Below are 22,898 nucleotides of genomic sequence, written 5' to 3' on the forward strand. Positions count from 1 at the left end.
CCATACATGGGTTTAGACGTTTTCGAGGGCAAAGTAGTTGACATGAAAGAGGCAGGAGTACTAGAACCACACAGAGTCAAAAGACAAGCCATACAATCAGCAGCAGAAGCAGCAGAAATGATACTAAGAATCGATGATGTCATAGCCGCCGCAGGAGAAGAAGGCGAAGAAGAAGAGGGAATGGAGGGAATGGAAGGCGGAATGCCACCAATGTAAATTCTCCTAAACTTTTTTCCTTTTTTTTATCTTGAGAGTATATGGACAACAGCTGTTCCACCAGTACCCCCTATATTATGTGTTAATCCGATTTCTGCACCTTCTACTTGCCTTTTACCTGCTTCTCCCCTGAGTTGCCATACTATTTCCGCTGCTTGCGCTATGCCAGTTGCACCAAGTGGATGACCCCTTGCTTTAAGACCGCCAGATGGGTTGAATGGAATGTCACCATCACGACGCGTCACACCTTCTTCGAATGCTAGTCCACCTTCACCCTTTTTGACAAATCCAAGATCTTCTATTGCAAGTATACCATTTATACTGAAACAATCATGGACCTCGATTACATCAACATCCTTGGGTTCTAAACCCGCCATTTTAAAGGCTTTTCTCCCTGCATGGACAGTTGCGTCAATCCTTGTAATATCCTCTCTGTCGTGAAGCGCTATTGTACCAGAAGCGTGTGCAGAGGCCTTCACATAAACTGGAGTGTCAGTATATTCCCTTGCTTTTTCCGCGGGACATAATATTACGGCTGATGCACCGTCAGATATTGGTGAACAATCAAGCAACCTTAGGGGATCGGCAACCATACTAGAATTTAGAACCTGTTCTACTGTAATTTCCATTGGAAATTGGGCTTTAGGGTTCTTAGCAGCATTTTCATGGTTTATGACAGATACCATTGCAAGTTGTTCCCTTGTTGTCCCATACTCATACATGTGGCGGCGGGCCATCATAGCATAGAGTGAGGGGAATGTAACTCCTTGTTGGGCTTCCCATTCCTGGTCTGATGCTGTGGCTATTGCAGGGGTTGGATCTACGACATCTGTCATTTTTTCCACCCCACCTACAAGTACGATGTCATGGTAGCCAGAAGCGATGGCCATTATACCACTTCTTAGTGCAAGGCCGCCTGATGCGCATGCGGCTTCTACTCTGGTTGCTGGGATTGGTGTGAGTCCTGCGTGGTCTGCTATTAAAGAGGCTATGTGTTCTTGTTTTATGAATAGTCCTGCTGACATGTTTCCGATGTACATTGCTTCTAGGTCGGCTCCTTCAATCCCTGCATCTTCTATGGCTTCTACCCCGGCTCTTGTGATCAAGTCCCTGAATGATATGTCCCATAATTCGCCGAATTTTGTCTGTGATGCTCCGATAATTGCAACTTCCCTCATTTGTACCACCTTTAGGCCATTTTGAGTTTTTCTTTGAATTTTGCATATAATGAGTAGTCGACATAGACTTTCTTTTTTATCATTTCCCGGACTTTTGGTGCGAGTTCCCTTTTTTCTTCTATCCCATCTTCTACTGTGATTATGAAGGCGTCGCTTCCTGCTCCAGATCCATATGATACTGCTAGTATCCTGTCTCCTGGTTTGGCTATATCTAGTGTTGCTGCGAGTCCTATTGGTGTGGCTCCTGAATAAGTGTTACCTATCATTGGGGTTAAAAGTCCTGGTTTTACTTGTTCCATTTTAAAGCCTAGTTTTTTAGCTGCTTTAAGATAGAATTTACCGTTAGGTTGATGGAATACTGCATAGTTAAAATCAGATGCTTTAAGATCTTCTTTTTCCATTATTTTTTTTGCGGCTGAGATCACATGTTTGAAGTAGGCTGGTTCTCCTGTGAATCTGCCACCGTGCCGTGGGTATGGCATGCCTTCTCTCCTGTAAAAATCGGGCGTGTCAGTTGTGAAACTATAGGTTGATTCTATCTTTGCTATTAGGTCTTTTCTGCCTATGATATATGCGGCGCCACCTGCCGAGGCTGTATATTCTAGTGCGTCGCCTGGAGCTCCCTGGGCAGTGTCCGCTCCTATTGCAAGACCATAATCTATCACTCCACTCTTTACTAAACCTAGACATGCTTGCATTCCAGCCGTGCCGGCTTTACATGCGAATTCAAGGTCTGCAGCTGTTAATTGTGGTGTTGCCCCTATGGCTTCAGCGACTATCGTTGCAGTTGGTTTCACCGCATATGGATGCGATTCCGATCCTACATAGATCGCGCCAATCCTTTCAGGATTTATCTGACCCCTTTTTAGAGCTTGCCTTGCGGCTTCAACTGATATAGTCACGGTATCCTCATCAGGGGCTGGTACAGATTTCTCCTCAACTATCAGACCCCTAATGATCGTTTCGGGATCGTCTCCCCAGACCTTCGCTATCTCTTCAACTTTTATACGATATAATGGAATGTAAACTCCATATCCAACAATTCCAACCATAAACATCACAACCTAAAATTTACACGATAAGGATTCGTCTATCATCTACTAGATTATTTTAACATTCCCTCTCTATGCCTATAAAAAATTTTCCTCCGGATTTCAAATAAATACTAAGAAAAAGGATAGGAATTATGAAAGAACGAGTACATGCGGTTGCCGGGATTTGAACCCGGGTCGCGGGCTTGGAAGGCCCGAGTCCTAACCAGACTAGACTACAACCGCAATGCGGCGTCCGGGATTTGAACCCGGGTCGCTGGCGTGGCAGGCCAGTGTCTTAACCAGGCTGGACTAACGCCGCACAACCTCCTATTTTTTTGTATGTGAACTATTCCGTCTCCGCGGATAGAGTTTCGTGAAAGGTTTTATGGTACTCTTATTTCCACTAACTGGTTCAAGCGGCCGCCACCCACATCCTTGGGGGATCCGGGGAGCTACCATTTTACAGAATGTTTATTATTTGTAAGATGTATTTAAGTTTTTCCCATCCATTACCCGCTCGATGGAGGGTATTGTAAGTGACTGGAATATAAAATTTTCGATTAGAATTATTATCTTGGGAGGGTATAAATGGGGTGTATGATGTCGCTTCAAAGATTATATCATAGGTTTTGGGAGGTGGATGTGCTCCGGGGAATTGCAGTTTTGATGATGATAACCTTCCACTTATTATTTGATCTTAACTATCTGGGGATGGTATCACTTAACATCCAAAGTGGCATTTTATGGTTTTTCGGAAGGTTAACAGCATTCATTTTCATATTCTTGGTGGGAGTGTCACTCAAACTTAGTTATATGCGAAGCATACTCATAGGATATAAAGGTTTGCTCATTTTAAAGTATGTGAAGAGGGGTTTAAGGATACTATCATATGCTTTTATCATCACCATCATAACCTGGCTGGTAATCGGCGAGGGTTATATAATATTTGGGGTTCTGCATTTTATAGGAGTCGCAATAATACTCAGCTACCCTCTCCTACGCCATGAAAAACTAAATATCCCACTAGCTATCTTATTCATAGTAGTTGGTCTTTTCCTCTTAAATCAAAGATTTGATATCAGTTATCTTTTCTGGCTTGGTATCATACCACCAAACTTTTATACACTCGACTATTTTCCTATCCTACCATGGATGGGTGTGGTCTCTCTTGGAATATATGCTGGTGGGAAACTGTACAAGGACTATAAAAGAAGATTCCATATCAAGGACCTTTCAAGGTATAAAATCGTGAAATTTTTAGCATTTATCGGAAGACATTCACTCTTCATATACTTCATCCATCAACTCATCATTATCGCCATTATTTTCATGATCAGAATATTTTAATGGATCTGTAGAAAAAAAAACTTTAACTATATTCCGAGTTTTATAAATCTTGCAAGATCAGACGCCAAATTCCGACTTGAAGGCGGTTTCACTAGTGATTAAACGAAGTTAAATTTTTTTGTAAAAGATGAAAATGAGAGCATGTAGACAGAAGCGATGCGAGTCTCGGGAAAGATAGGCGATGTTAGAACAATAAGAGCATTAATAGGGAAATTGAAAGATAAAAATTAGCGGCTTCGAAAAATATCACAGAACTCTTAAAAATTAAACCACAGATTCTTCTCCTTTCCTTTATTATTTCCTTGTCACCGTCACATGATCTTATTTTAATATTCTGCCATGATTTAACAATTCATCATAGATTATGGGAAGACATTCTCTTTTATTTTTTTATGGGAGCTGCATTTTTCCATTGGGCTTCTCCGAGGACTTCTCTGATTAAAAAGATGAAGGAGGTGAAAAAATATGAGAGACATTGTGAAAGAATATGAAGGTTCCAATACTTGTTTTTTGGATTGGGTATTGCAACCCCTACTTGTCATATCATTTATTCTTTCCATACCTTTATATTCTTGCTCTTTTCGGAAGTGTGTGAAGTTTAAAATCTTGGCAAACATTTATAAAAGTCTGCACACCCCCATAATAGGGGTCCTTGTGATGGTCTTTTTGGCGCTTTTATTTCGTTATATCAAATCATAACCATATGGCTACAACAACACTAATTTTGAACCAATAAGATAGTATAAAACTGTAGAACCCTCCCTATTACATAAGATTGTACACTCAAACATTACATAAGACACAACACAAAAAAGCCTCAGAGGATTCCCCAAAAAACAAGAAATATTATCGAAGCCTTGCAAAAGGCCTTAGAAGGGTTTACCAAGAAAATATCGAGAATTTTGAAGGACTACTAAGAAACTGTTACCTAAGAAAAAATCGAACTGATATGCGTCGCCCTAGGATACTTCTTAACAGCCTACAATATACAGGCCGCAAGGTTACATCGATGACATATTCCTCTGCTCACTCATCATAGAGAAAATAGCAGAAAGCCTCGGCTATGATCGCCTTGAAATGTACTGGAAAGGCGAGGAGAACCTAAAATCTGTGATCAGAGAATGCCAGAGACGTTCGAAGGAAATACTATGGGGAGGACGTGAAAAAATACTATCATATACTGGCTTGGAAAATTTGGACTAAAACTTTTCAATCTTGATATCCATAGGCTCCAAGGGCTTTTTCAAGTTTAAACCATTTTTGGCGGCCCACTTTTCAATACTCTTTAACAAGAATCTTAAACCCAACTTTATCAAGGGTGAGAACAAGGATGAAACGATACCAAGTTTCATGAGCTTGAAGCCATGTTCAACTTCCCAGAGGATGTGCCTCCAAGCATGATAAATGTGCAATAACCTGCCCTGGGTGAGCTGCTCTTCCACGTCAAAGAACTCCTCATCCCTTAGAAGTCCCATAGGCACGAAGGATAAAGGCACGACTATGAAGTGGGCCTTTTCACCCAATTCTTCCCTGAGCTTCTCCCTTATCGTGATTATGAGTCTAGCTGTGTCGATCTCATCATCTTCTGTCTCGCCAGGCAAGCCCACAATAGTTGTATAAGCTGGGAACCAGAAGTACTTGTTAAAGGCATAAGTCCCATTCAAGAGCACCCATGGCCATTCATTTGCATCAAAGGGCTTCACCTTGTTATTCCCAATCTTCTCTATAAGTATGGGAGATGCCGTCTCTAACCCCACTTGTATACCCACCCACTTGTGTATGTTAGCATTGTTTAACTCTGCCACTTTCTCCAAGATCCTTGGCGCGGCCAGGGCCCCGCTAACATTCCCATGGGTTGGATTCGCATAATCCACCCTCTTTAAGACTTCTTCGAATAAATTGATGACAGCATCTTCGTTCGGATGATAACGCCTTTTATCCTCTATCATATAATTGAATATGTCTTCGCTATGGAGCCACGCCGAAGTTTGACCGGCTTTCCTATTCACTTCTACTTCTCTGATTATTTTCTCTAGCGGATAGAATCTGGCTTTCCTGATATTGGGGTCGCAGAATTTGCAGCCCCGGCCACAGCCTCTCATGACCTCTATCATCCCTTTATATGAAGGGTTTATGATGGTCGGTATCTCATCGATGGATGGCCATCCCCTGGTATAGATTATCTTCTCGGCGCTCCCCTCTTCTATCTCCTTGAAGATTTCGATGATCTGATGTTCTGTCTCGCCTATTATTAGATGGTCTATCCCAAGTTTTTCCATTTCATCCTCTTTGGCTTCTAATTGCCAGGCTCCAGGGCCTCCGACAACAATCTTGAAATCTAGTTTCTTTGCCTGTCTGTACTGGTCTATCTTTTTTATTAAGGATGTGAATTTTATTTTTGTATATGATGGCAGTCTTCCGCCGTCTGTAAATAACATTGTGACTGGTCCGAGGCCGAGGGGGTCCATGGTTGTTACGGCAACTATCGTAGTATTTTCTTTGATAAATTTTTTTATGTGTCTTGGATGGGCAACTACAATATCGTCTTTCTTGTACTCTCTTAGGAGTGCTGCTTCGATTTTCCTGAGAGAATATGGTGCGAAGGTTAGTCTACCATTCTTGTCGGGTACTTGGGTGTCTATGATCTTGTAGAGGATTGGGGGTATTCTATTTGGGGGTGCGCATCCAAGGAAATCTGCAAGGGGTAGATCCCTATAGGTTGTTGTTAAGGTTTCATCGGCTGTTAGGATGATCTCCAAATTTTTATCCCCCCTTTAGGGGTTTATGTTAGGCTTTTGAGGAGGGTTTTCAATACAACTTTGATCATGTGGGGATGTTTAATATAATAGGATAGTCTCCTATAGAATTTGAAGTAGGCTTCTAGTAGTTTTCTCTTCACAATTTCTCTGCTAAGACCCAGCTTTTCATATTTTATAACTGGCTCAAGTACTGTATACTTTTCCCAGTCTTTTTCGATGAGCCCCCTCTTTTCTAGTTTGTAGTAGATGGGCGTCCCTGGGAATGGTGTTAGAATAGAGTATTGTGCATAATCTGGGTCGAGTTTGATGGAGAAGTCTATTGTCTTATCCATTTCAGCTGGCGTCTCCCCAGGGTATCCGAACATGAATGATGCCATAACCTCTATCTCAAGGTCCTTCGCGATTTTAACAGCATCCTCTGACTGCTTTAATGTAATCTTTTTATTCATAAGGTCTAGGACGCGCTGTGAGCCTGATTCCACTCCATAGTATATTGATTGTAGGCCTGCGCTTTTAAGGTTGCTTAAAAGTTGCTTGTTGATGGTGTTCACCCTTGATGATGTGCTCCATCTGATGTCTAAGGATCTCTCCTTGATCTCCTCCGCTATTCTATGGGCTCTCCGCTTGTTTAATACAAAGGCGTCATCTATGAATCCTATCTCTCCGATCTTGTATTTGTCGTAGAGTTCTTCTATTTCATCAACCACGTTTTCAGGGGATCGTGCCCTGAATTTTTTACCCATGATAAGAGAGGATGAACAATATTCACAGGAGTATATGCATCCTCTGCTTGTTATGATATGCGCTTGGTCGTTCTTTGTTGTTTCATATTCTTTGAATGGTACAAGGTGCCTTGCAGGGAATGGGAGGCTGTCAAGGTCTCGTATGAGGGGTCTTGGCTCGTTAACTCTTATCTTGGATTGGTCTCGGTATGCTATCCCTTTAACTTCTTCTAATCCCTTCTCGCCCTTTTTCTCATACTTTTCCGCGAGTTCCGTGAAAGTCTCTTCACCTTCACCTATCACGACAACATCTAATTCCTTCAAAGCCTTCAAGGTATCTATGGGTAAAAATGTTGGGTGAGGGCCTCCGATGATTGTTAGGACATCTGGTAATATGCGTTTAATGGATTTGATATATTCTAGACTATTTTTGATTGTTGCTGTGGTTGCGGTAACACCTATTATGAAAGGGTTGAGTTTTTCCACGAGCTTAGTTATTTGCTCATACCCCCACCTTTTAAGGTTATCATCTAAAATTTTAACAGAAAAGGATGCCTTCTCTAATGAGGCTCCAAGGTACATTAGATTAAGTGGAGGAGCCTGTAACTCTAACATTTCACTTACATGAGTCTTGTCAAGAGGATTTATGAATATTATGTCTCTCATTGTTATACACCCCCTTTTATGGGGCGCTTGAAGATGATCCTCCGACAAGTATGTAAGTACTTGCAATCACTTAAATGTTATCCCAGGTTATGAAAAATGCATATGGGAACATGAATTTTGCAATCGATATCGCCCCCAACCAAAAAAATCCGTTATGCATGGAAAAACAGAAAAAGGCTTAGTAAAGGATCCCTCTCTGGGGGGTAGGGGTTACGGATGGGATAACCTTTATACTTTTGGGTGGGCGGGTATAACAGCCTTTTAGTATTGTGAAGCTTATTAGTTTGTCTAAGGTTAGGGGGTGTAAAAAGAGAGTAGGGGGGAAGATTCTCATTTGCATCGCTTCGCACGGGGGGGTGACGCAAATATGATATTCCCGTTCAGATTATCATATTAGTCCTTACTCTTATTTGGTGGTCGCGGATTGGGGGTGGGATTTTAGTTTTTGACTTTATCTGCTTCTATGATTGTTGCCTCCAATGAGGGTTTTGTGGCTCCTATCACTTTTTTTAGGAATTTTCCGGTGTATGTTCCTGACTCTGCAACCTCTTCAGGTGTTCCTTCCGCGACTATCCTACCCCCTTCTTCACCTCCTTCCGGTCCAAGGTCTATTATATGATCGGCCATTTTAATAACATCTAGATTATGTTCTATGACCACCACGGTGTTCCCCGCATCTACGAGCCGATTTAGCACGTCTAGAAGCTTTTTTATATCATCGAAGTGCAAGCCTGTGGTAGGCTCATCTAATATGTATAGTGTCTTGCCTGTGCTTTTTCTGCTTAGTTCTTTTGCAAGTTTGACTCTTTGTGCTTCGCCGCCAGATAATGTTGTTGCGGGTTGTCCCAATTTTATATAGCCTAGGCCGACATCATATAATGTTTGGAGTTTATTCTTGGCTGATGGTATGTTATGGAAGAAATCTAATGCTTCTTCCACGGTCATGTCAAGTATTTCGGCAATGTTTTTACCCTTGTATCTGATCTGTAGCGTCTCCTCATTGTATCTTTTACCTTTACACACTTCGCATGGGATGTAAACATCAGCTAGGAAATGCATTTCTATTTTTATGATCCCATCACCGTTACAGGCTTCGCATCTACCCCCTTTAACGTTGAAACTGAATCTGCCAGGCTTGTATCCTCTTTTTTTCGCCTCGGCTGTTTGGGCGAAAAGTTCTCTTATATGTGTGAATACTCCAGTATATGTTGCAGGGTTAGAACGGGGTGTACGCCCAATAGGGGACTGGTCTATTATCACGACTTTGTCTAGATAATGTGCACCTTCTATGTCCTTGTGTTTACCAGGATTCATGTGCTTGTTGTTCAGTCTCTGATAGAGGCCCTTGTAGAGGATTTCATTCACTAGGGTGCTCTTACCGGAACCTGAAACGCCCGTAACACATGTGAATACTCCTAATGGTATTTTAACGTCGATATTTTTCAAGTTGTTTTCACTAGCCCCTTTTATGGTGATGTATTTGTTTTTCTGTCTTCTTTTAGGGGGTGTTGGTATTGTCTTCCGGCCTGATAGGTATGCTCCTGTGAGCGAATCCTTGTTTTCCATTATATCCGCGGGGGTTCCTGTTGCTATTATGCGTCCTCCATGTTCACCAGCCCCTGGACCAATATCAACAATATAATCAGCGGATAGTATGGTTTCAGGGTCGTGTTCAACTACTATCAAAGTGTTCCCAAGGTCTCTGAGTTTTTTAAGGGTGTTGATTAATCGGATGTTGTCTCGTTGGTGGAGGCCTATGGTCGGCTCATCTAGAATGTAGAGCACTCCAACGAGCCTTGAGCCTATTTGCGTGGCTAGTCTGATCCTTTGGGCTTCTCCACCTGCGAGCGTCCCTGATGACCTGCTTAATGTCAAATATTCTAATCCTACATCTACTAGGAATTTTAGACGTTCTTTTATCTCCCTTAGAACATCCTTGGCAATGTGTTCTTCTCTGGGTGTTAGTTTAAGTCTCTCGAAGAACTCTAATGCTTCTTTAATTGACATTTCAGTTATTTCATGGATTGATTTGCCATTGATTGTAACTGCAAGACTTTCGGGGCGGAGCCTGCTACCATTACATGCAGGACAGGGCCTGTTGCTCATGAACTCTCCAATGTATTTTCTCATGTAATTGGATTTGGTTTCTAAGTATATTCTTTCTAGGCGGGGGATAACACCCTCGAATCTTCTATTGACCCGATATTTCCTATTCTTTCTTTTGAATACGAATTGTATTCTATCCTGGGAGCCGTATAATATGATTTTTTGGTGTTCTGGGGCGAGATCTTTGAATGGCGTGTCCATACTAAATTTATAATGTTTGGCTACTGCTTTAAGCATCTGATAATAGTAGTTTTCTTTTTTCAAGGATTTGCTCCATGGTATGATGGCTCCCTGGTTTAATGAGAGTTCTGGTTTTGGGACTACAAGGTTTGGGTCGATTTCCAGTTTGCTTCCAAGGCCGTTGCATTCTGGGCAAGCTCCATGTGGACTGTTGAATGAGAACATCCTTGGGCTGATTTCTTCGAAATTTATGCCACAGTCTGTGCATGCGAAGTGTTCGCTGAAAACCTTTTCTTCCATTTTATCAAGGTATAGGATTATTAGGGTGCCTTCGCCTAATTCTAGGCTTGTTTCGATGGAGTCTGCTAGTCTTTTTCTGAAGTTTGTATCTGAGCGTATTATGAGCCTGTCCACTACAACTTCTATTGTATGCTTACGGTTTTTTTCAAGGTCGAAATCTTCTTCTAGATCGCGTATTTCACCGTCTACTCGGACTCTTGCATAACCTTCCTTTTTGAGTTTTTCCAGGACTTTCTTGTGTTCTCCTTTTCTGTCTTTTATTATTGGGGCTAGGATGTAGATTCTTGTACCGTCTTCTTCTTCAAGTATCCTCTCAACTATCTGTGTGGAGGTTTGTTGTGAGATCTCTTTTCCGCAGATGTAACAATGTGGTTTGCCTATACGTGCAAAGAGTAATCTGAGGTAATCGTATATTTCTGTTATTGTCCCTACGGTGGATCTTGGGTTCATCTTAGTTGCTTTCTGGTCTATGGATATGGCTGGTGACAGTCCCTCTATATAGTCTACGTCTGGTTTTTTCATCTGTCCTAGGAATTGTCTTGCATATGCTGATAGGGATTCAACATATCTTCGTTGCCCTTCTGCGTATATTGTGTCGAATGCGAGTGATGATTTCCCTGACCCGCTTATCCCGGTTATAACGATGAATTTGCCCCTTGGGAGTTTGAGATTTATATTTTGGAGGTTGTGCTCCCTGGCACCTTTGATCACGATATTCTTTCCCATGGTATCCCTAATTTTTATTTTGAGATGTTTTTAAGGGCTAGGATCCGGTCCCTGATCCTAGCAGCTTTTTCAAATTCGAGGTTTGATGCGGCTTCCCTCATCTCCTCTTCGAGATCTTTTATGATAACTTTAACTTCATCCTCTGGAAGATTACTGAAATCTTCCACTCCTATCTTCTCCTTTTTGACTTTGAGGCTTCTCTTAGCACTCTCTGGGGTTATGCCATGTTTTCTGTTATATTCGAGTTGCATTTCCCTCCTCTTGTTGGTAGTTTCTACCGCTGCCTTTACTGAGTCTGTGAGTCTGTCGGCATATAATATGACTTCGCCTTTAACATGGCGGGCGGCCCTACCGATTGTTTGGATGAGTGATGTTTCAGATCTTAGGAAGCCTTCCTTGTCAGCGTCTAGTACAGCTACTAGGGAAACTTCTGGCAGGTCTAATCCTTCCCTTAGTAGGTTGACTCCGATGAGGCAATGGAATTCTCCTATTCGGAGATCGTTGATGATGTTAACCCTCTCGAGAGTGTCTATTTCAGAGTGTAGGTATCTTACCTTGATACCCATTTTTGAATAATAATCTGTGAGGTCTTCTGCCATCCTCTTTGTAAGTGTGGTTACGAGTACGCGCTCACCCCTTTTAATGCGATTGTTTATCTCATCTAGGAGGTCATCTACTTGTCCTTTGACTGGTCTTACTATGACTTTGGGGTCTACGAGTCCTGTGGGCCTTATTATCTGTTCAACAACCTTTTGGCTCCTTAAAAGTTCATATTCTCCGGGGGTTGCCGACACATATATTATCTGTTTTATAGTGTCTTGGAATTCTTTGAATTTGAGTGGACGGTTTTCTCGTGCTGAGGGTAATCTGAAACCATATTCGATGAGAGTTTCTTTACGTGATCTGTCACCCCTGTACATTCCCTTTATTTGTGGTATTGTAACATGTGATTCGTCTATGACTGTTAGGAAATCCTCTGGGAAATAATCTAATAGAGTGTAGGGCTTATCACCCCAGTTGCGCCCGCTAAGGTGTAAGGAATAGTTTTCGATACCTGGACAGTAGCCCATTTCCCTTAGCATTTCTATGTCAAACCTTGTGCGCTGCTCGAGTCTTTGAGCTTCTAAAAGTTTCCCCATACCCCTCAGTTCATCTAATCTTTCCTCAAGTTCCTCTTCTATGGACTCTATGGCCTTTTCCATGCGATCTTCTGATACTATGAAGTGCTTGGCTGGGAATATGGTTACTTTTTCTAGGTTTTTTATTCTTTCACCCTTGGTGGGGTGTATGAATGATATTGAGTCTATTTCATCTCCAAAAAATTCTATGCGTATTGGGGGCATCCCATGGACAGGATTAACCTCTAGTATATCCCCGCGAACTCTGAATTGTCCCCTGTCGAATTCTATATCATTTCTTTCATATTGCATGTGCACAAGCTCTGATAGGACTTCCTCCCTATCTAATTGGGATCCCACGCTGAGTGAAAGTGCAGATTCGCCGTAGTCCCATGGGGCTCCTATACCATAGATACAGGATACGCTGGAGACCACGATAACATCATCCCTTGTGAGGAGGGATTGTGTGGTTGAATGTCTCATCAGATCTATCTCATCGTTTATTGAAGCTTCCTTGTCTATGTAAGTGTCTGTCTGTGGGATGTAGGCCTCTGGCTGGTAATAATCATAATAGCTTACAAAGTATTCCACGGCATTATCTGGAAAAAACTCTCTAAATTCTTCGTATAATTGGGCGGCTAGTGTCTTATTATGGGAGATGACCAGGGTGGGCTTTTGAACCTCCTCTATGACATTTGCTATCGTGAATGTTTTACCAGACCCTGTAACCCCAAGAAGTGTCTGTTCCCTTAAACCTTCTTTTATCCCATCAACTAATGCTTTGATAGCCTTGGGTTGGTCCCCCCGGGGCTCGAAATTTGATTTTAATCTGAATTTCATCATCAAATCACTGACAAAAAAACTAAAAAATTATACTAAAAGACTATATTCACGGTATCATATATAATCATTATGGGGTGTTGGTTCCATTAAGAGGGGGTTATAATTGGCAGTGGCTGTTAAGAAGGTTGAGGATCTCCCAGATAAGACCGGAGTTTATATTCTAAAGGATAGGAAAGGTAACATACTCTATATTGGAAAGTCAATATCTTTGAGAAAACGTGTTAGATCATATTTCCAGCCTACAGATAATCCAAAAATAAAAAACATGAGAAAACACTTAGACCATGTGGAGTATATCATAACAGACACTGAAAGGGAGGCCTTGATACTCGAGAGCAACCTTATCAAGAAATATAAACCACCCTATAATATCCATCTCAAGGATGATAAAAGATACCCTTACCTTAAAATTACCAGTGAAGAATATCCGAGAATAACGATAACAAGGAGAATAACATCCGATGGAGCCTATTTTGGGCCATTCACGAGCGCATTTGCCGCGAAGAAGATGATTAAATTTCTAAAATCCTTATTCAAGATCAGGGATTGTAAGAGAATGGATGGACCATGCCTCAACAACCAAATGGGCCTATGCTACAGTCCATGCACCGGTAATATTTCAAAGGATGAATACATTCGGATGGTCAGAAGAGTGGAGCTTTTCTTCCAGGGACAATACAAGGACATCCTAAAAGAATTGGAAGAGGAAATGGAGGATGCTGCATCAAAATTAGAATTTGAAAAAGCAGCAACACTAAGGGACCAGATAATATCATTAAAGGAGGTCATGGGAAAAGGACAAACCACATTCACCAAGGGTATAGACAAGGATATTATAACCATTAGTTTCGATGATAAAGCCCATATCATGATATTACACGTCAAAGATGGGAAAATCATAGGTAAAAACGATTTCACCATGGATAGTATCAAGGAAGAAACGCCTAGGGGAATATTATCAGCATTTATCCAACAATACTATTCAACACCACATCAAATACCAGAAGAAATAATCACAGAATATGCCATAAACAAGAGGAGACTATTAGAGAAATGGTTATCCAACCTAAAGGGGGTTAAAGTTAAGATCAGAACCCCTATAGGGGGATCTGAACTAAAACTTTTAAAGGCGGCGGTTAAAAGCGTCCAGGAACTTTCAGAAGAGAAAACAGAAACCCATAAGATCCTAGCCGAACTGAAAAGGCAACTTAAACTCCCAGAGCATCCCCGGAGGATAGAAGGCTACGATATTTCGAATATTAGTGGAGAGGCGCCAGTAGGATCCATGGTAACATTCATAGATGGAAAGCCTGCAAAGGGCCTCTACAGACGATACAAGATACACACAAGGGGCCCCGACGATTATGCCATGCTCCGCGAAATCATCAAAAGAAGATACTCAAAGGATGAGACAAAAGCAGACCTTATAATAGTAGATGGCGGCCGAGGACAATTAAATTCAGCTTTAAGCGTCCTCGAATCATTAAACATTGAAATACCAGTTATAGGAGTCGCTAAAGAGGATGAAAAAATATACACGCCCTATTCAATGAGTCCAATAAGACTACCAAGAGATTCTAAGGTTCTACATCTCATACAACATGTGAGGGATGAAGCCCACAGGTTCGCCATCGAATACCATCGCAAAATCAGGAATAAAAGATTTAAGGCTTCTCAACTCGATAAAATAAAAGGTATAGGGTCCAAGAGGAAAATGAGACTACTAAGGCACTTTAAGGGGATAGAAGCTATTAAAGGTGCTAGTATAGAGGAGCTGAGCCAAGTAGAGGGGATAAACAGGAAGCTCGCCGAAAAGATCCATAAACACTTCCACAACACCCAATAAATGGGGGGGGACCATAATTGACATCATTGATAGCAGTGAAGAAATGCACATCATACGATCCTTCAAGGGTCATAGAAGCCATCAGAGAATGTATCAATAATATAAGTGGATTTGATGATTTAGAAAAAGGCGACAACGTACTCCTCAAACCAAACCTTCTAATGGGCGCATCACCAGAAGAGGGGATAACAACACACCCAACAATTGTAGAAGCCACGGCAAGAATATTACTCGAAAAAAATGTGAAAGTCATGATAGGTGACAGTCCAGGAAGCCCCTACACCAACCTAGAAAACCTATGGGAAAAAACTGGGATGAAAAGCATAAGCAAAAAACTAGGTATCAAACTATTAAATTTCGAATCAACAGGATCATACATCAAAAATTTCAAATCAGAAAAATATCCCATAGCAAAACCCATACTAGAATGCGATTTCATCATCAACCTCCCGAAGATAAAAACCCATAACCTAACAATATTAACATGCGCCATAAAAAACATGTACGGGGCCATCCCAGGAGCCAGAAAAACAGATTACCATAGAAGATACCCAAGCCCCTCAGAATTCAGTGAAAGAATAGTTGACATATATGAACTCACACAACCAAACCTGACCATCGTAGATGGTATAATTGGAATGGAAGGCAACGGCCCATCAGGAGGCAATCCAAGAAAACTTGGAATCATACTCGCATCAAATGATACAGTAGCATTAGACGTTTACATCTCCCACATCCTTGGAATGGATCCATATATGATACCATCTAATAGGATAGCAATAGAAAGGGGACTCGGAAAAGGCTTAGGTAACATTAAAGTCATAGGGGATGAACCCACACTAATAGATGACTTCAAATGGCCCTCAAATATATATCATGCCCTTGAATTTTTACCTTTGAGGTTAGCTAAGACACTTTTAAGGTTTTGGTGGTCGAGGCCAGCCATTGATGATAGAAATTGCAAAAATTGTGGGGTATGTGTAGAGGCTTGTCCCACCGGCGCCCTTACTCAGGGCATGTCATCTCCAGTATTTGATTATGAAAAGTGTGTGAATTGTTTATGCTGCATGGAACTCTGCCCTCATCATGCATTTTATCATGAGAAAAGCTTCCTTTACAAGTTGACCTCACGCTTATCCAACAGAAGATAGGAGGTTTGATCATAGTGGAAATGTTTTCGGATGAAATAAACATAAAGACTTCAAAGAGGATGGAACTTGTGAACATAACACAGAAGGTGAAAGATATTGTGAAGGCTTCCGGTATCAGCGAGGGTATTGTGAATGTTTTCACGAGACACACTACTTCAGCTATTTTCATAAACGAGAATGAATCAAGGCTCCTTGGAGACTTTGAGAAGGTTATTGAAAAGTTGATACCTATGGGCGGATCCTATGGGCATAATGCCATTGATAATAATGCAGATTCCCATTTAAGGGCGATGATCATAGGGGGTAGTCAGAGCATACCCCTTATTGGTGGTTCCCTAGATCTTGGAACATGGCAGAGCATATTCTTTGTTGAATTTGATGGTCCAAGAAGGCGCAGAGTCAGGGTCACAGTAATTGGAAGATAAGCCTTGTGGCCTTATCTGCTAGGGAATGTTATTTCAAAGGCGATTATAGGGTACTCTAATTTGAAGTTGGTTATAACCTCTGGGTGTAATTCTCCGAAGAATCCTTTTAACCCATTATCTTCTATTTTTGCGCATCTGCCTTTTATGAAAGATGGATGATCCATGGGTTCTATTTGGAATTTGTATCCAAGATTTTCTATTATAGCTGCTACTGTGGATTTTATTTCGGTGAAGTTGGCATTTGAGTGTATTATAGCACCTGCAAGTTTCTTAACTAGTCGGGTGTTTGTCTCCTGGGTCTTGTCAATGTATACTACATCACCTATTTCAAATATCTTCTGTGGCAGGTCTTCGTGCCTGTTAGCTTCTAGGAATTCCAGCAGGCCATTAAGTAAGCTTTTTCTTATCATTGTCCTATCAGTGGATATTGGCTGTGCCACTTCAACTCTTTCATCTTCTTCGAGTCTCATTTTCAGGTAATGGTTTTCTTCGTTGGTTAACATTAAACTCATGATCTCTTGGAAGCCGAGGCCTATCATGATTTCTCTTATGAACTTGTCAATCGCATACCATGGGTCTTCCTCTCCTATGGTTGGGATTGCCGGGATCTCAGGTTTAATATTATTGAAACAGTATTGTATTGCTATGTTTTCGATGATGTCGACTTCATGGAGTATATCAACCCTGTAGGGTGGAATTTTAACTTTGATTTCATCCTCTGATATGATCTCCGCGTCCATCCTAGCTTTTCCTAGAAGATCTATTATGGTCTTTGAGTCGAGTTTTATCCCTGTTATCCTTGTAACATTTGAAGCCTTTAATTTTTTTGTTTTGGCTGTTAGATCTGGTGTTTCAAGTTCTTTTTCTGGGCGGAGTATCTTAAGGCTTTCTATTCTGCCATTGGATTCTGCGAAGGAAGTGCAGATTATATTCAATGTTTGCATGACAGCGCGCTCGTCAATCCCTGTGACGTCTATGAGGATGTTGCTGGTATCATCTGTGAGTTTTGTAAGCTCCCCATTAATTATGGGCGGCATTGAGAGGACGTTATCGTCCTTGTCAAGGATGAGGGGATAACGATCAAATTTTTCCAAGAGATGGGCGTATTCCACGCCTTTTGGATGTTCTCTGAGTATTTGGGCTGGTGTCATTTCATGGTCACAGTCGAGTGGGGTGAACTTCACCTCATCTGGTTTAACAGCCTTGTAAGTGAATGGAGCCTCCACCACATCAAGGTTATGTATGCCTATGGCCACCTTTTTCCTGTCTCTTCCTATGACCCAATGCAGATCCTCTTGGAACTCCATAACCTGCTTTAACCTTTTATCGTTAAAATTAACATTCTTAACAACGCCCATCCCAATATGGGGTCTTATACTCGTCACGCTCTTGTCCACATACAGTTTCATCTGAGATTTTTTAACCTTATAGGATGGTAAGCCTTTCTCAAGGCCTAGGAAACCTTTAAGGCTTCTTGCAACACCTTCCACCGAAAGTTGATCTGGCCTGTTAGGGAAAAATTCCACTTTTACACTTTTTTCATCAAATTCTTCGATGTCACTGCCCATCATAGGGAGAATCTCAATAAGTTTGTCTTTGCTTATATCTACTCCCAGTTCTTTCAGATCCTCATATTCAACTGTTATAACTGGCATTATAGAACACCAATGAGATTTCTATGAACCTAATATAGTAACATGAAATATAAAAATTACTGAATATAAGTCCAATTTTTAGATCATGGTCTTTAGAATTCAGAATAATCCTTTATCTTATTCTGTTGCCTGAGGATCCGTCGTGAGAAAGTGGATAGAAGAAGGGGGCTGGTATGTTAAGTTTAAATATGTCCAAAAATAAAATATAATCCAGTGTCTTAATGGACGGCAAAGGATAGAAAGCTTTGTGAAATCCCAGCAGTTACGGATTTGAGAGATTAAACCCCCCACTTAATATTAGAAAAACCCCATGAGATGCGGATGGTGAAGAGTGATGAGGGTTATAAAGAGAAGAGGGAGATTGGAGCCATATAAGCCTTGGAAGATCAGAGCATCTCTCGAAAAGGCTACTATCGATGCGGGTTATAGTCTTGAAGAGAAAAAGGAGATAATAGACAAGATATATGAGAGTGTAACCAAGAAATTGGAGGGTAAAGAGGAGATAAAGACCGACACTATAAGAATGTGTCTACTCACTGAACTTGATAAGTGTGAACCATACATTGCAAAGTCTTGGAGGAGATTTGAGAAGAAATACAAATCATAGAAAGTTGACAAACTTTAAGGGTTTATAGGTTATTTCGAATCTGTTTCCATCATCTTTTCTGATTTCTTTTATTATCTGGAATAATATATCCTGTTCTTGTTTTGTCATAACATTAAAGCCGTAATATTTCGATCTATATCTAGTATTTTTCATTTTGATCAATTTTGCATGTTTTTTCAAGCGTTCCCTGATGAGTTCCCTTGATAATCTTTTAATCTCTTTTATTCGCGCTTCTATTATATTCTTAAATTTGGTGTCGATCTCATATCCTATTGAATTACGGGCAGCGCACATTGCAGCTATCATGGTTGTCCCAGTGCCCAAGAAGGGGTCTAAAATGGTGTCGCCTTGGATTGAGTACATGCTTATCAGCCTATATGCCAATCTTAAAGGGTATGCTGCTGTCTTTCTTTCTATATCATCTAATTTTTGTGGTGTGCCCTTTAAGTCGGCCCATATATCCGAGAACCATTCATTTCTCTCTTCCCAAAAGTATGCACTATTCCTCCTTTTCTCTTTTTCTTTTTCTGTTTTGAATTGACGGGGGCCATTTTTACGAAATATTAGTATGTATTCATGTTCGTGTGTGACATAGGCATTTGGTGGTAGCATCCCAGAGCCCATGAACTTTGTCGGCTTATTTGAATGTTTCTTCCAAATAATAAGTGGTAGAATATTGTAGCCTTTCTTTTCGAAATAGTATATTATACGGGAATGGTTTGCGTAAACTTTGAAAGAATCTCCTATTTTCCGCGTGGCATCCCCTATATTAATGCAAACAATCCCCCCAGGACATATTACCCGATCTATTTCATCCCAGACACTATTCAGTTCTTTGTGCATGAGATCATATGCTCTCATCCCATCCCCGTCTTCGAGGGCTTCACCTATCCGAGGATTAAACGATGAGAATAGACTATCCCATATCTCTATCATCGGATATGGTGGTGATGTGAGTACAAAGTTCACACTCTCGTTAGTAATTTCATCCATATCCTTCGAATTTTTAAAAATTATTCTATGAACAGTTTTCATATCCCCCCTCATAGGAAGTTTTTCATGGAAACATTTATATATAAAAAAGGATACCAACTTAAAGTTGGTGTCCATGTGGCCAGCAGAAAGAATTATTTTTATCTTTTGATAAGCATACTATTAGCTTTAATAGTTTATCTTATACCATTGCCTGGGATTGGATCTTCTGGCCATGCAGCCTTGTCATTATTAGTTTTCGCCGTCAGCATGTGGATTAGTGAGGTTGTACCATTAGCTGTGACTTCCATGATCATATTATTTATACAACCATTAATGGGTATTCAGAGTTTTGAAGATGCGGTTATAGGATTTGCAAATCCTATAATATTTCTCATAATAGGCGGCTTTATAATGGCGAATGCGATAAGAGAGAGTGGACTCGCCCTCAGGTTAACCTACACACTCCTCTCAAAACTTGGAATTTCCCCTAAACGGACATTATTTGTGAGCATATTCTCAACAGGCCTCTTATCGGCTTGGATCGAAAATGTTGTGGCATTTGCAATGCTACTCCCAGTCATAAAAGAGATAATCGACTTAATGGGCTGTGAAAATGCCAAGAATGGTGAAAGCAATTTCGCCAAGAGCATGGTCCTCGGAGCATCATTTGGCTCCCTGGCAGGTGGACTCGCAACAGAGATAGGAACAGCCCCCAACCTCATGGCAGCAGCCTACACAAAAATACCATTCCTAAACTGGATGATATTCGGCTTCCCACTTTCAATAATACTCATGTTGATAGTCTGGAAGATTTTACTGCGAATTTTCCCACCAGAAGTCCATGACACCAGGAACAAAACCGTGGATGATAAACTCGATTTACTCGGGCCAATGAAACGTAATGAAAAGATAACCCTATTAATATTATTCTTTGCAATAGTACTTTGGGTTACAGCTGGTTGGACTGGCATAGATAGTTATTCTGTGGCACTCATAGCTGGTGTGCTCTTCCTCTTCACGGGTGTGATAAGTTGGAGAGATGCGCAGAAGAACATTGACTGGGGGCTTATAATATTCTTTGGGGGTGCTCTTTCACTCGGATCCGCCCTCTTAAATACTGGGGCTGCTAAGTGGCTTATAAAGGATATAATAGTGGCCTTAGGATCCCCCAGCCCCTTAATCATAACCCTTGTCCTTATAGTTTTAGCTGTTAGTATAACGCAGGTTATGTCTAATATAGCATTGGCAGCTATACTTGTGCCTTTATCTGTCACCCTTGCCCATACGCAACATTTACCTGTTGGTATTTATGCCGTGCCTGTTGCAATAGCATGTTCACTCTCTTTCATGTTACCTACAGCAGATCCTACGGTGGCCATGGCCCATGGGACTGGTTTTGTGAAGTTGCGGGATATTCCAAGGAGTGGGATTCCAATTATTATCTCGGGGATAATCGTGACGATCTTCGTCCTTTTCACGATAGCAAGGCCTTTTCTAGGGGCTTGATTCTATTAGTTTTTCTATGAATTCTAGGTTGATGTTTTCTTCCACGGTCTTTGCTAGTCTTTCAATGGAAAATCTTGTATTGTATTCGTCTATATTGTAGGGTATTTTTTCTAGGCCTTTTCTTTCGCGGAGTATGTTTGTGAAGTATCTTCGGAATTTTAGGTTATGGAATATGCCATGTAGGTATGTTCCTGCAATGTTTCCTTCAACTGCCCCATCCAATTTCTTTCCTGGCATGTTACCGCAGCCCCTTTTTAGGAGTATTAGAGGTTTGGAGTCTCCTAGGATTGTTATGCCTTCATGGAGTTCGTAGCCTTTGACTTGGGCGCCCTTTAATCCCTGGAATATTCCTTGGCCTATTATTTTTCCCTGGCTCTGTGTTATTATCTTTGGGGCGCCTGTGAATTCTGTTTTACAGTCTAATAGTCCTAGGCCTTCTATGCTCCCATGTCGTGATTCTCTATGGTCTTCATCTATTATTTTTTTGCCTAGCATTTGGAATCCTCCACAGATCCCAAATATTAGACTTTCATCCTTAAGATCGTTTATTTCGTCGTGGAATCCTTTTTCTTTTAGGAATAGAAGGTCGTTTATCGTGTTCCTGGTCCCTGGTATTATTATGGCATCTAATCCGTGGAGTGTATCTTCTGCTTCTATGAATCTTATTGAAACGTTTTCTTCATACTCTAGGGGGTCTATGTCTGTGAAGTTGGATATTCTCGGCAGCCTTAGGACTCCTATTTTTATTTTTCCTTTACTTTTGTATTTTCTCTCTGATAGCGAGGCTGAGTCTTCTTCTGGCAATTTGAGGTTTTCATCATAAGGTATGACCCCAAGTACTGGGACTTTGGTTATTTCTTCTATCCTTTTGATGCCTGGTAATAGTATGTCCAAGTTTCCCCTGAATTTGTTTATAACCACTCCTTTTATCCTTTTTCTGTCTTTCTTGTCTAGTAGCATGAATGTGCCTGCGATTGATGCGAATACGCCTCCCTTGTCTATGTCGGCTACTAGTATCACGTCAGCGTCTGCTAGGTGTGCTATTTCCATATTTGCTAGGTCGTATTGGCGCATGTTGATTTCTGCTGGCGAACCCGCACCTTCAATGATTATAAGATCATAATTTTTTCTTAGATGGTCTAAGGATTCTTTTATGGCCTTTAAGGCTTTTTTTCGGAATTTTCTCTGGTAATCATAGAAGTTCATGTCCCCTGCTGGTTTTCCATGGACTATAACATGTGATATGAACTCTTCCTTGGGTTTTAATAGTATGGGATTCATGTGATGTGATGGTTCGACGCCTGCGGCCTCTGCTTGCAGAACCTGTGCCATTGCTATCTCTCTGTTCTCATTTGTTGTGTAGGAGTTGAGTGACATGTTCTGTGATTTGAATGGCGCCACTCTGTATCCTTTCTTTGCGAATATCCTGCAGAGTGCAGCTACCATAACGCTTTTACCAGCATTTGATGATGTTCCCTGGATCATTATACACTTTGCGCTCATATGATGACTATCCCCCAGTGACTGTTAGGTATATA

At 41.1% G+C, this 22,898-nt stretch carries 17 protein-coding genes and 2 tRNA genes; 8 read left to right on the forward strand and 11 right to left on the reverse strand.

Annotated features, from left to right (window positions below; genetic code table 11):
• The coding region (locus DPC56_RS07250) for a TCP-1/cpn60 chaperonin family protein (protein ID WP_281267928.1) at positions 1-216 on the forward strand (216 nt) is incomplete at its 5' end.
• Between the two features lie 26 nt (positions 217-242).
• Here DPC56_RS07250 and DPC56_RS07255 read toward each other — a convergent pair.
• From DPC56_RS07255 to DPC56_RS07270, 4 genes are all read right to left on the reverse strand, one after another.
• Complete coding sequence (locus tag DPC56_RS07255; RefSeq protein ID WP_112094416.1) at positions 243-1,394, reverse strand: acetyl-CoA acetyltransferase; 1,152 nt, start codon at positions 1,392-1,394, stop codon at positions 243-245.
• 11 nt (positions 1,395-1,405) lie between these two features.
• Complete coding sequence (locus DPC56_RS07260; protein ID WP_112094417.1) at positions 1,406-2,446, reverse strand: hydroxymethylglutaryl-CoA synthase; 1,041 nt, start codon at positions 2,444-2,446, stop codon at positions 1,406-1,408.
• Positions 2,447-2,597: 151 nt separating this feature from the next.
• Positions 2,598-2,671 (reverse strand) — tRNA-Gly (locus tag DPC56_RS07265).
• A gap of 2 nt (positions 2,672-2,673) precedes the next feature.
• Positions 2,674-2,747 (reverse strand) — tRNA-Gly (locus tag DPC56_RS07270).
• Positions 2,748-3,064: 317 nt separating this feature from the next.
• Between DPC56_RS07270 and DPC56_RS07275 the strand changes: the two genes are divergently transcribed.
• Together DPC56_RS07275 and DPC56_RS08480 are read left to right on the forward strand one after the other, a co-directional pair.
• Positions 3,065-3,775, forward strand: coding sequence for a heparan-alpha-glucosaminide N-acetyltransferase (locus DPC56_RS07275; RefSeq protein ID WP_245923968.1), 711 nt, complete (start codon positions 3,065-3,067; stop codon positions 3,773-3,775).
• 1,077 nt (positions 3,776-4,852) lie between these two features.
• On the forward strand, positions 4,853-4,978 hold the full coding sequence (locus DPC56_RS08480; RefSeq protein ID WP_281267929.1) for a hypothetical protein: 126 nt from the start codon (positions 4,853-4,855) through the stop codon (positions 4,976-4,978).
• On the opposite strand, the gene DPC56_RS07285 is transcribed toward DPC56_RS08480, so the two are convergent.
• From DPC56_RS07285 to uvrB, 4 genes are all read right to left on the reverse strand, one after another.
• Positions 4,975-6,534 (reverse strand): B12-binding domain-containing radical SAM protein, encoded by a 1,560-nt coding sequence (locus DPC56_RS07285; RefSeq protein ID WP_112094419.1) that lies wholly within the window; start codon positions 6,532-6,534, stop codon positions 4,975-4,977. The genes DPC56_RS08480 and DPC56_RS07285 overlap by 4 nt on opposite strands.
• Before the next feature lie 23 nt (positions 6,535-6,557).
• The gene (locus DPC56_RS07290; RefSeq protein ID WP_112094420.1) at positions 6,558-7,922 is read right to left on the reverse strand and encodes a B12-binding domain-containing radical SAM protein; all 1,365 of its coding nucleotides are present in this window, start codon (positions 7,920-7,922) and stop codon (positions 6,558-6,560) included.
• Between the two features lie 438 nt (positions 7,923-8,360).
• On the reverse strand, positions 8,361-11,234 hold the full coding sequence (gene uvrA, locus DPC56_RS07295) for an excinuclease ABC subunit UvrA (RefSeq protein ID WP_112094421.1): 2,874 nt from the start codon (positions 11,232-11,234) through the stop codon (positions 8,361-8,363).
• A gap of 14 nt (positions 11,235-11,248) precedes the next feature.
• Positions 11,249-13,195 (reverse strand): excinuclease ABC subunit UvrB, encoded by a 1,947-nt coding sequence (uvrB, locus tag DPC56_RS07300; RefSeq protein ID WP_112094422.1) that lies wholly within the window; start codon positions 13,193-13,195, stop codon positions 11,249-11,251.
• Positions 13,196-13,298: 103 nt separating this feature from the next.
• Between uvrB and uvrC the strand changes: the two genes are divergently transcribed.
• Genes uvrC through DPC56_RS07315 form a run of 3 tightly spaced genes read left to right on the forward strand, consistent with a single transcriptional unit; the run spans position 13,299 to position 16,617 of the window.
• A complete protein-coding gene (gene uvrC, locus DPC56_RS07305; protein WP_112094423.1) occupies positions 13,299-15,041 on the forward strand; it encodes an excinuclease ABC subunit UvrC in 1,743 nt (580 codons plus the stop codon).
• Positions 15,042-15,058: 17 nt separating this feature from the next.
• A complete protein-coding gene (locus DPC56_RS07310) occupies positions 15,059-16,192 on the forward strand; it encodes a DUF362 domain-containing protein (protein ID WP_112094424.1) in 1,134 nt (377 codons plus the stop codon).
• 20 nt (positions 16,193-16,212) lie between these two features.
• Entirely contained in the window at positions 16,213-16,617 is a 405-nt protein-coding gene (locus tag DPC56_RS07315) for a secondary thiamine-phosphate synthase enzyme YjbQ (RefSeq protein ID WP_112094458.1), read from the forward strand.
• An 11-nt stretch (positions 16,618-16,628) separates the two neighbouring features.
• Here DPC56_RS07315 and pheT read toward each other — a convergent pair whose 3' ends face one another.
• Positions 16,629-18,272, reverse strand: coding sequence for a phenylalanine--tRNA ligase subunit beta (gene pheT, locus DPC56_RS07320; RefSeq protein WP_112094425.1), 1,644 nt, complete (start codon positions 18,270-18,272; stop codon positions 16,629-16,631).
• A gap of 334 nt (positions 18,273-18,606) precedes the next feature.
• Between pheT and DPC56_RS07325 the strand changes: the two genes are divergently transcribed.
• Positions 18,607-18,879 carry an ATP cone domain-containing protein gene (locus tag DPC56_RS07325; RefSeq protein WP_181454423.1) on the forward strand — a complete coding sequence of 91 codons (273 nt, stop codon included), beginning with the start codon at positions 18,607-18,609 and terminating at the stop codon, positions 18,877-18,879.
• On the opposite strand, the gene DPC56_RS07330 is transcribed toward DPC56_RS07325, so the two are convergent.
• On the reverse strand, positions 18,874-19,872 hold the full coding sequence (locus DPC56_RS07330; RefSeq protein ID WP_245923971.1) for a DNA-methyltransferase: 999 nt from the start codon (positions 19,870-19,872) through the stop codon (positions 18,874-18,876). The genes DPC56_RS07325 and DPC56_RS07330 overlap by 6 nt on opposite strands.
• Before the next feature lie 66 nt (positions 19,873-19,938).
• Between DPC56_RS07330 and DPC56_RS07335 the strand changes: the two genes are divergently transcribed.
• Positions 19,939-21,360 carry a DASS family sodium-coupled anion symporter gene (locus DPC56_RS07335; protein WP_112094428.1) on the forward strand — a complete coding sequence of 474 codons (1,422 nt, stop codon included), beginning with the start codon at positions 19,939-19,941 and terminating at the stop codon, positions 21,358-21,360.
• On the opposite strand, the gene cobQ is transcribed toward DPC56_RS07335, so the two are convergent.
• Positions 21,349-22,863: a cobyric acid synthase CobQ gene (cobQ, locus tag DPC56_RS07340; RefSeq protein WP_112094429.1), complete on the reverse strand. Its 1,515-nt coding sequence runs from the start codon at positions 22,861-22,863 to the stop codon at positions 21,349-21,351. The genes DPC56_RS07335 and cobQ overlap by 12 nt on opposite strands.
• Positions 22,864-22,898 lie beyond the last annotated feature (35 nt).

The organism is Methanothermobacter tenebrarum, from assembly GCF_003264935.1.
GTDB classification, from domain to species: Archaea; Methanobacteriota; Methanobacteria; order Methanobacteriales; family DSM-23052; genus Methanothermobacter_A; species Methanothermobacter_A tenebrarum_A.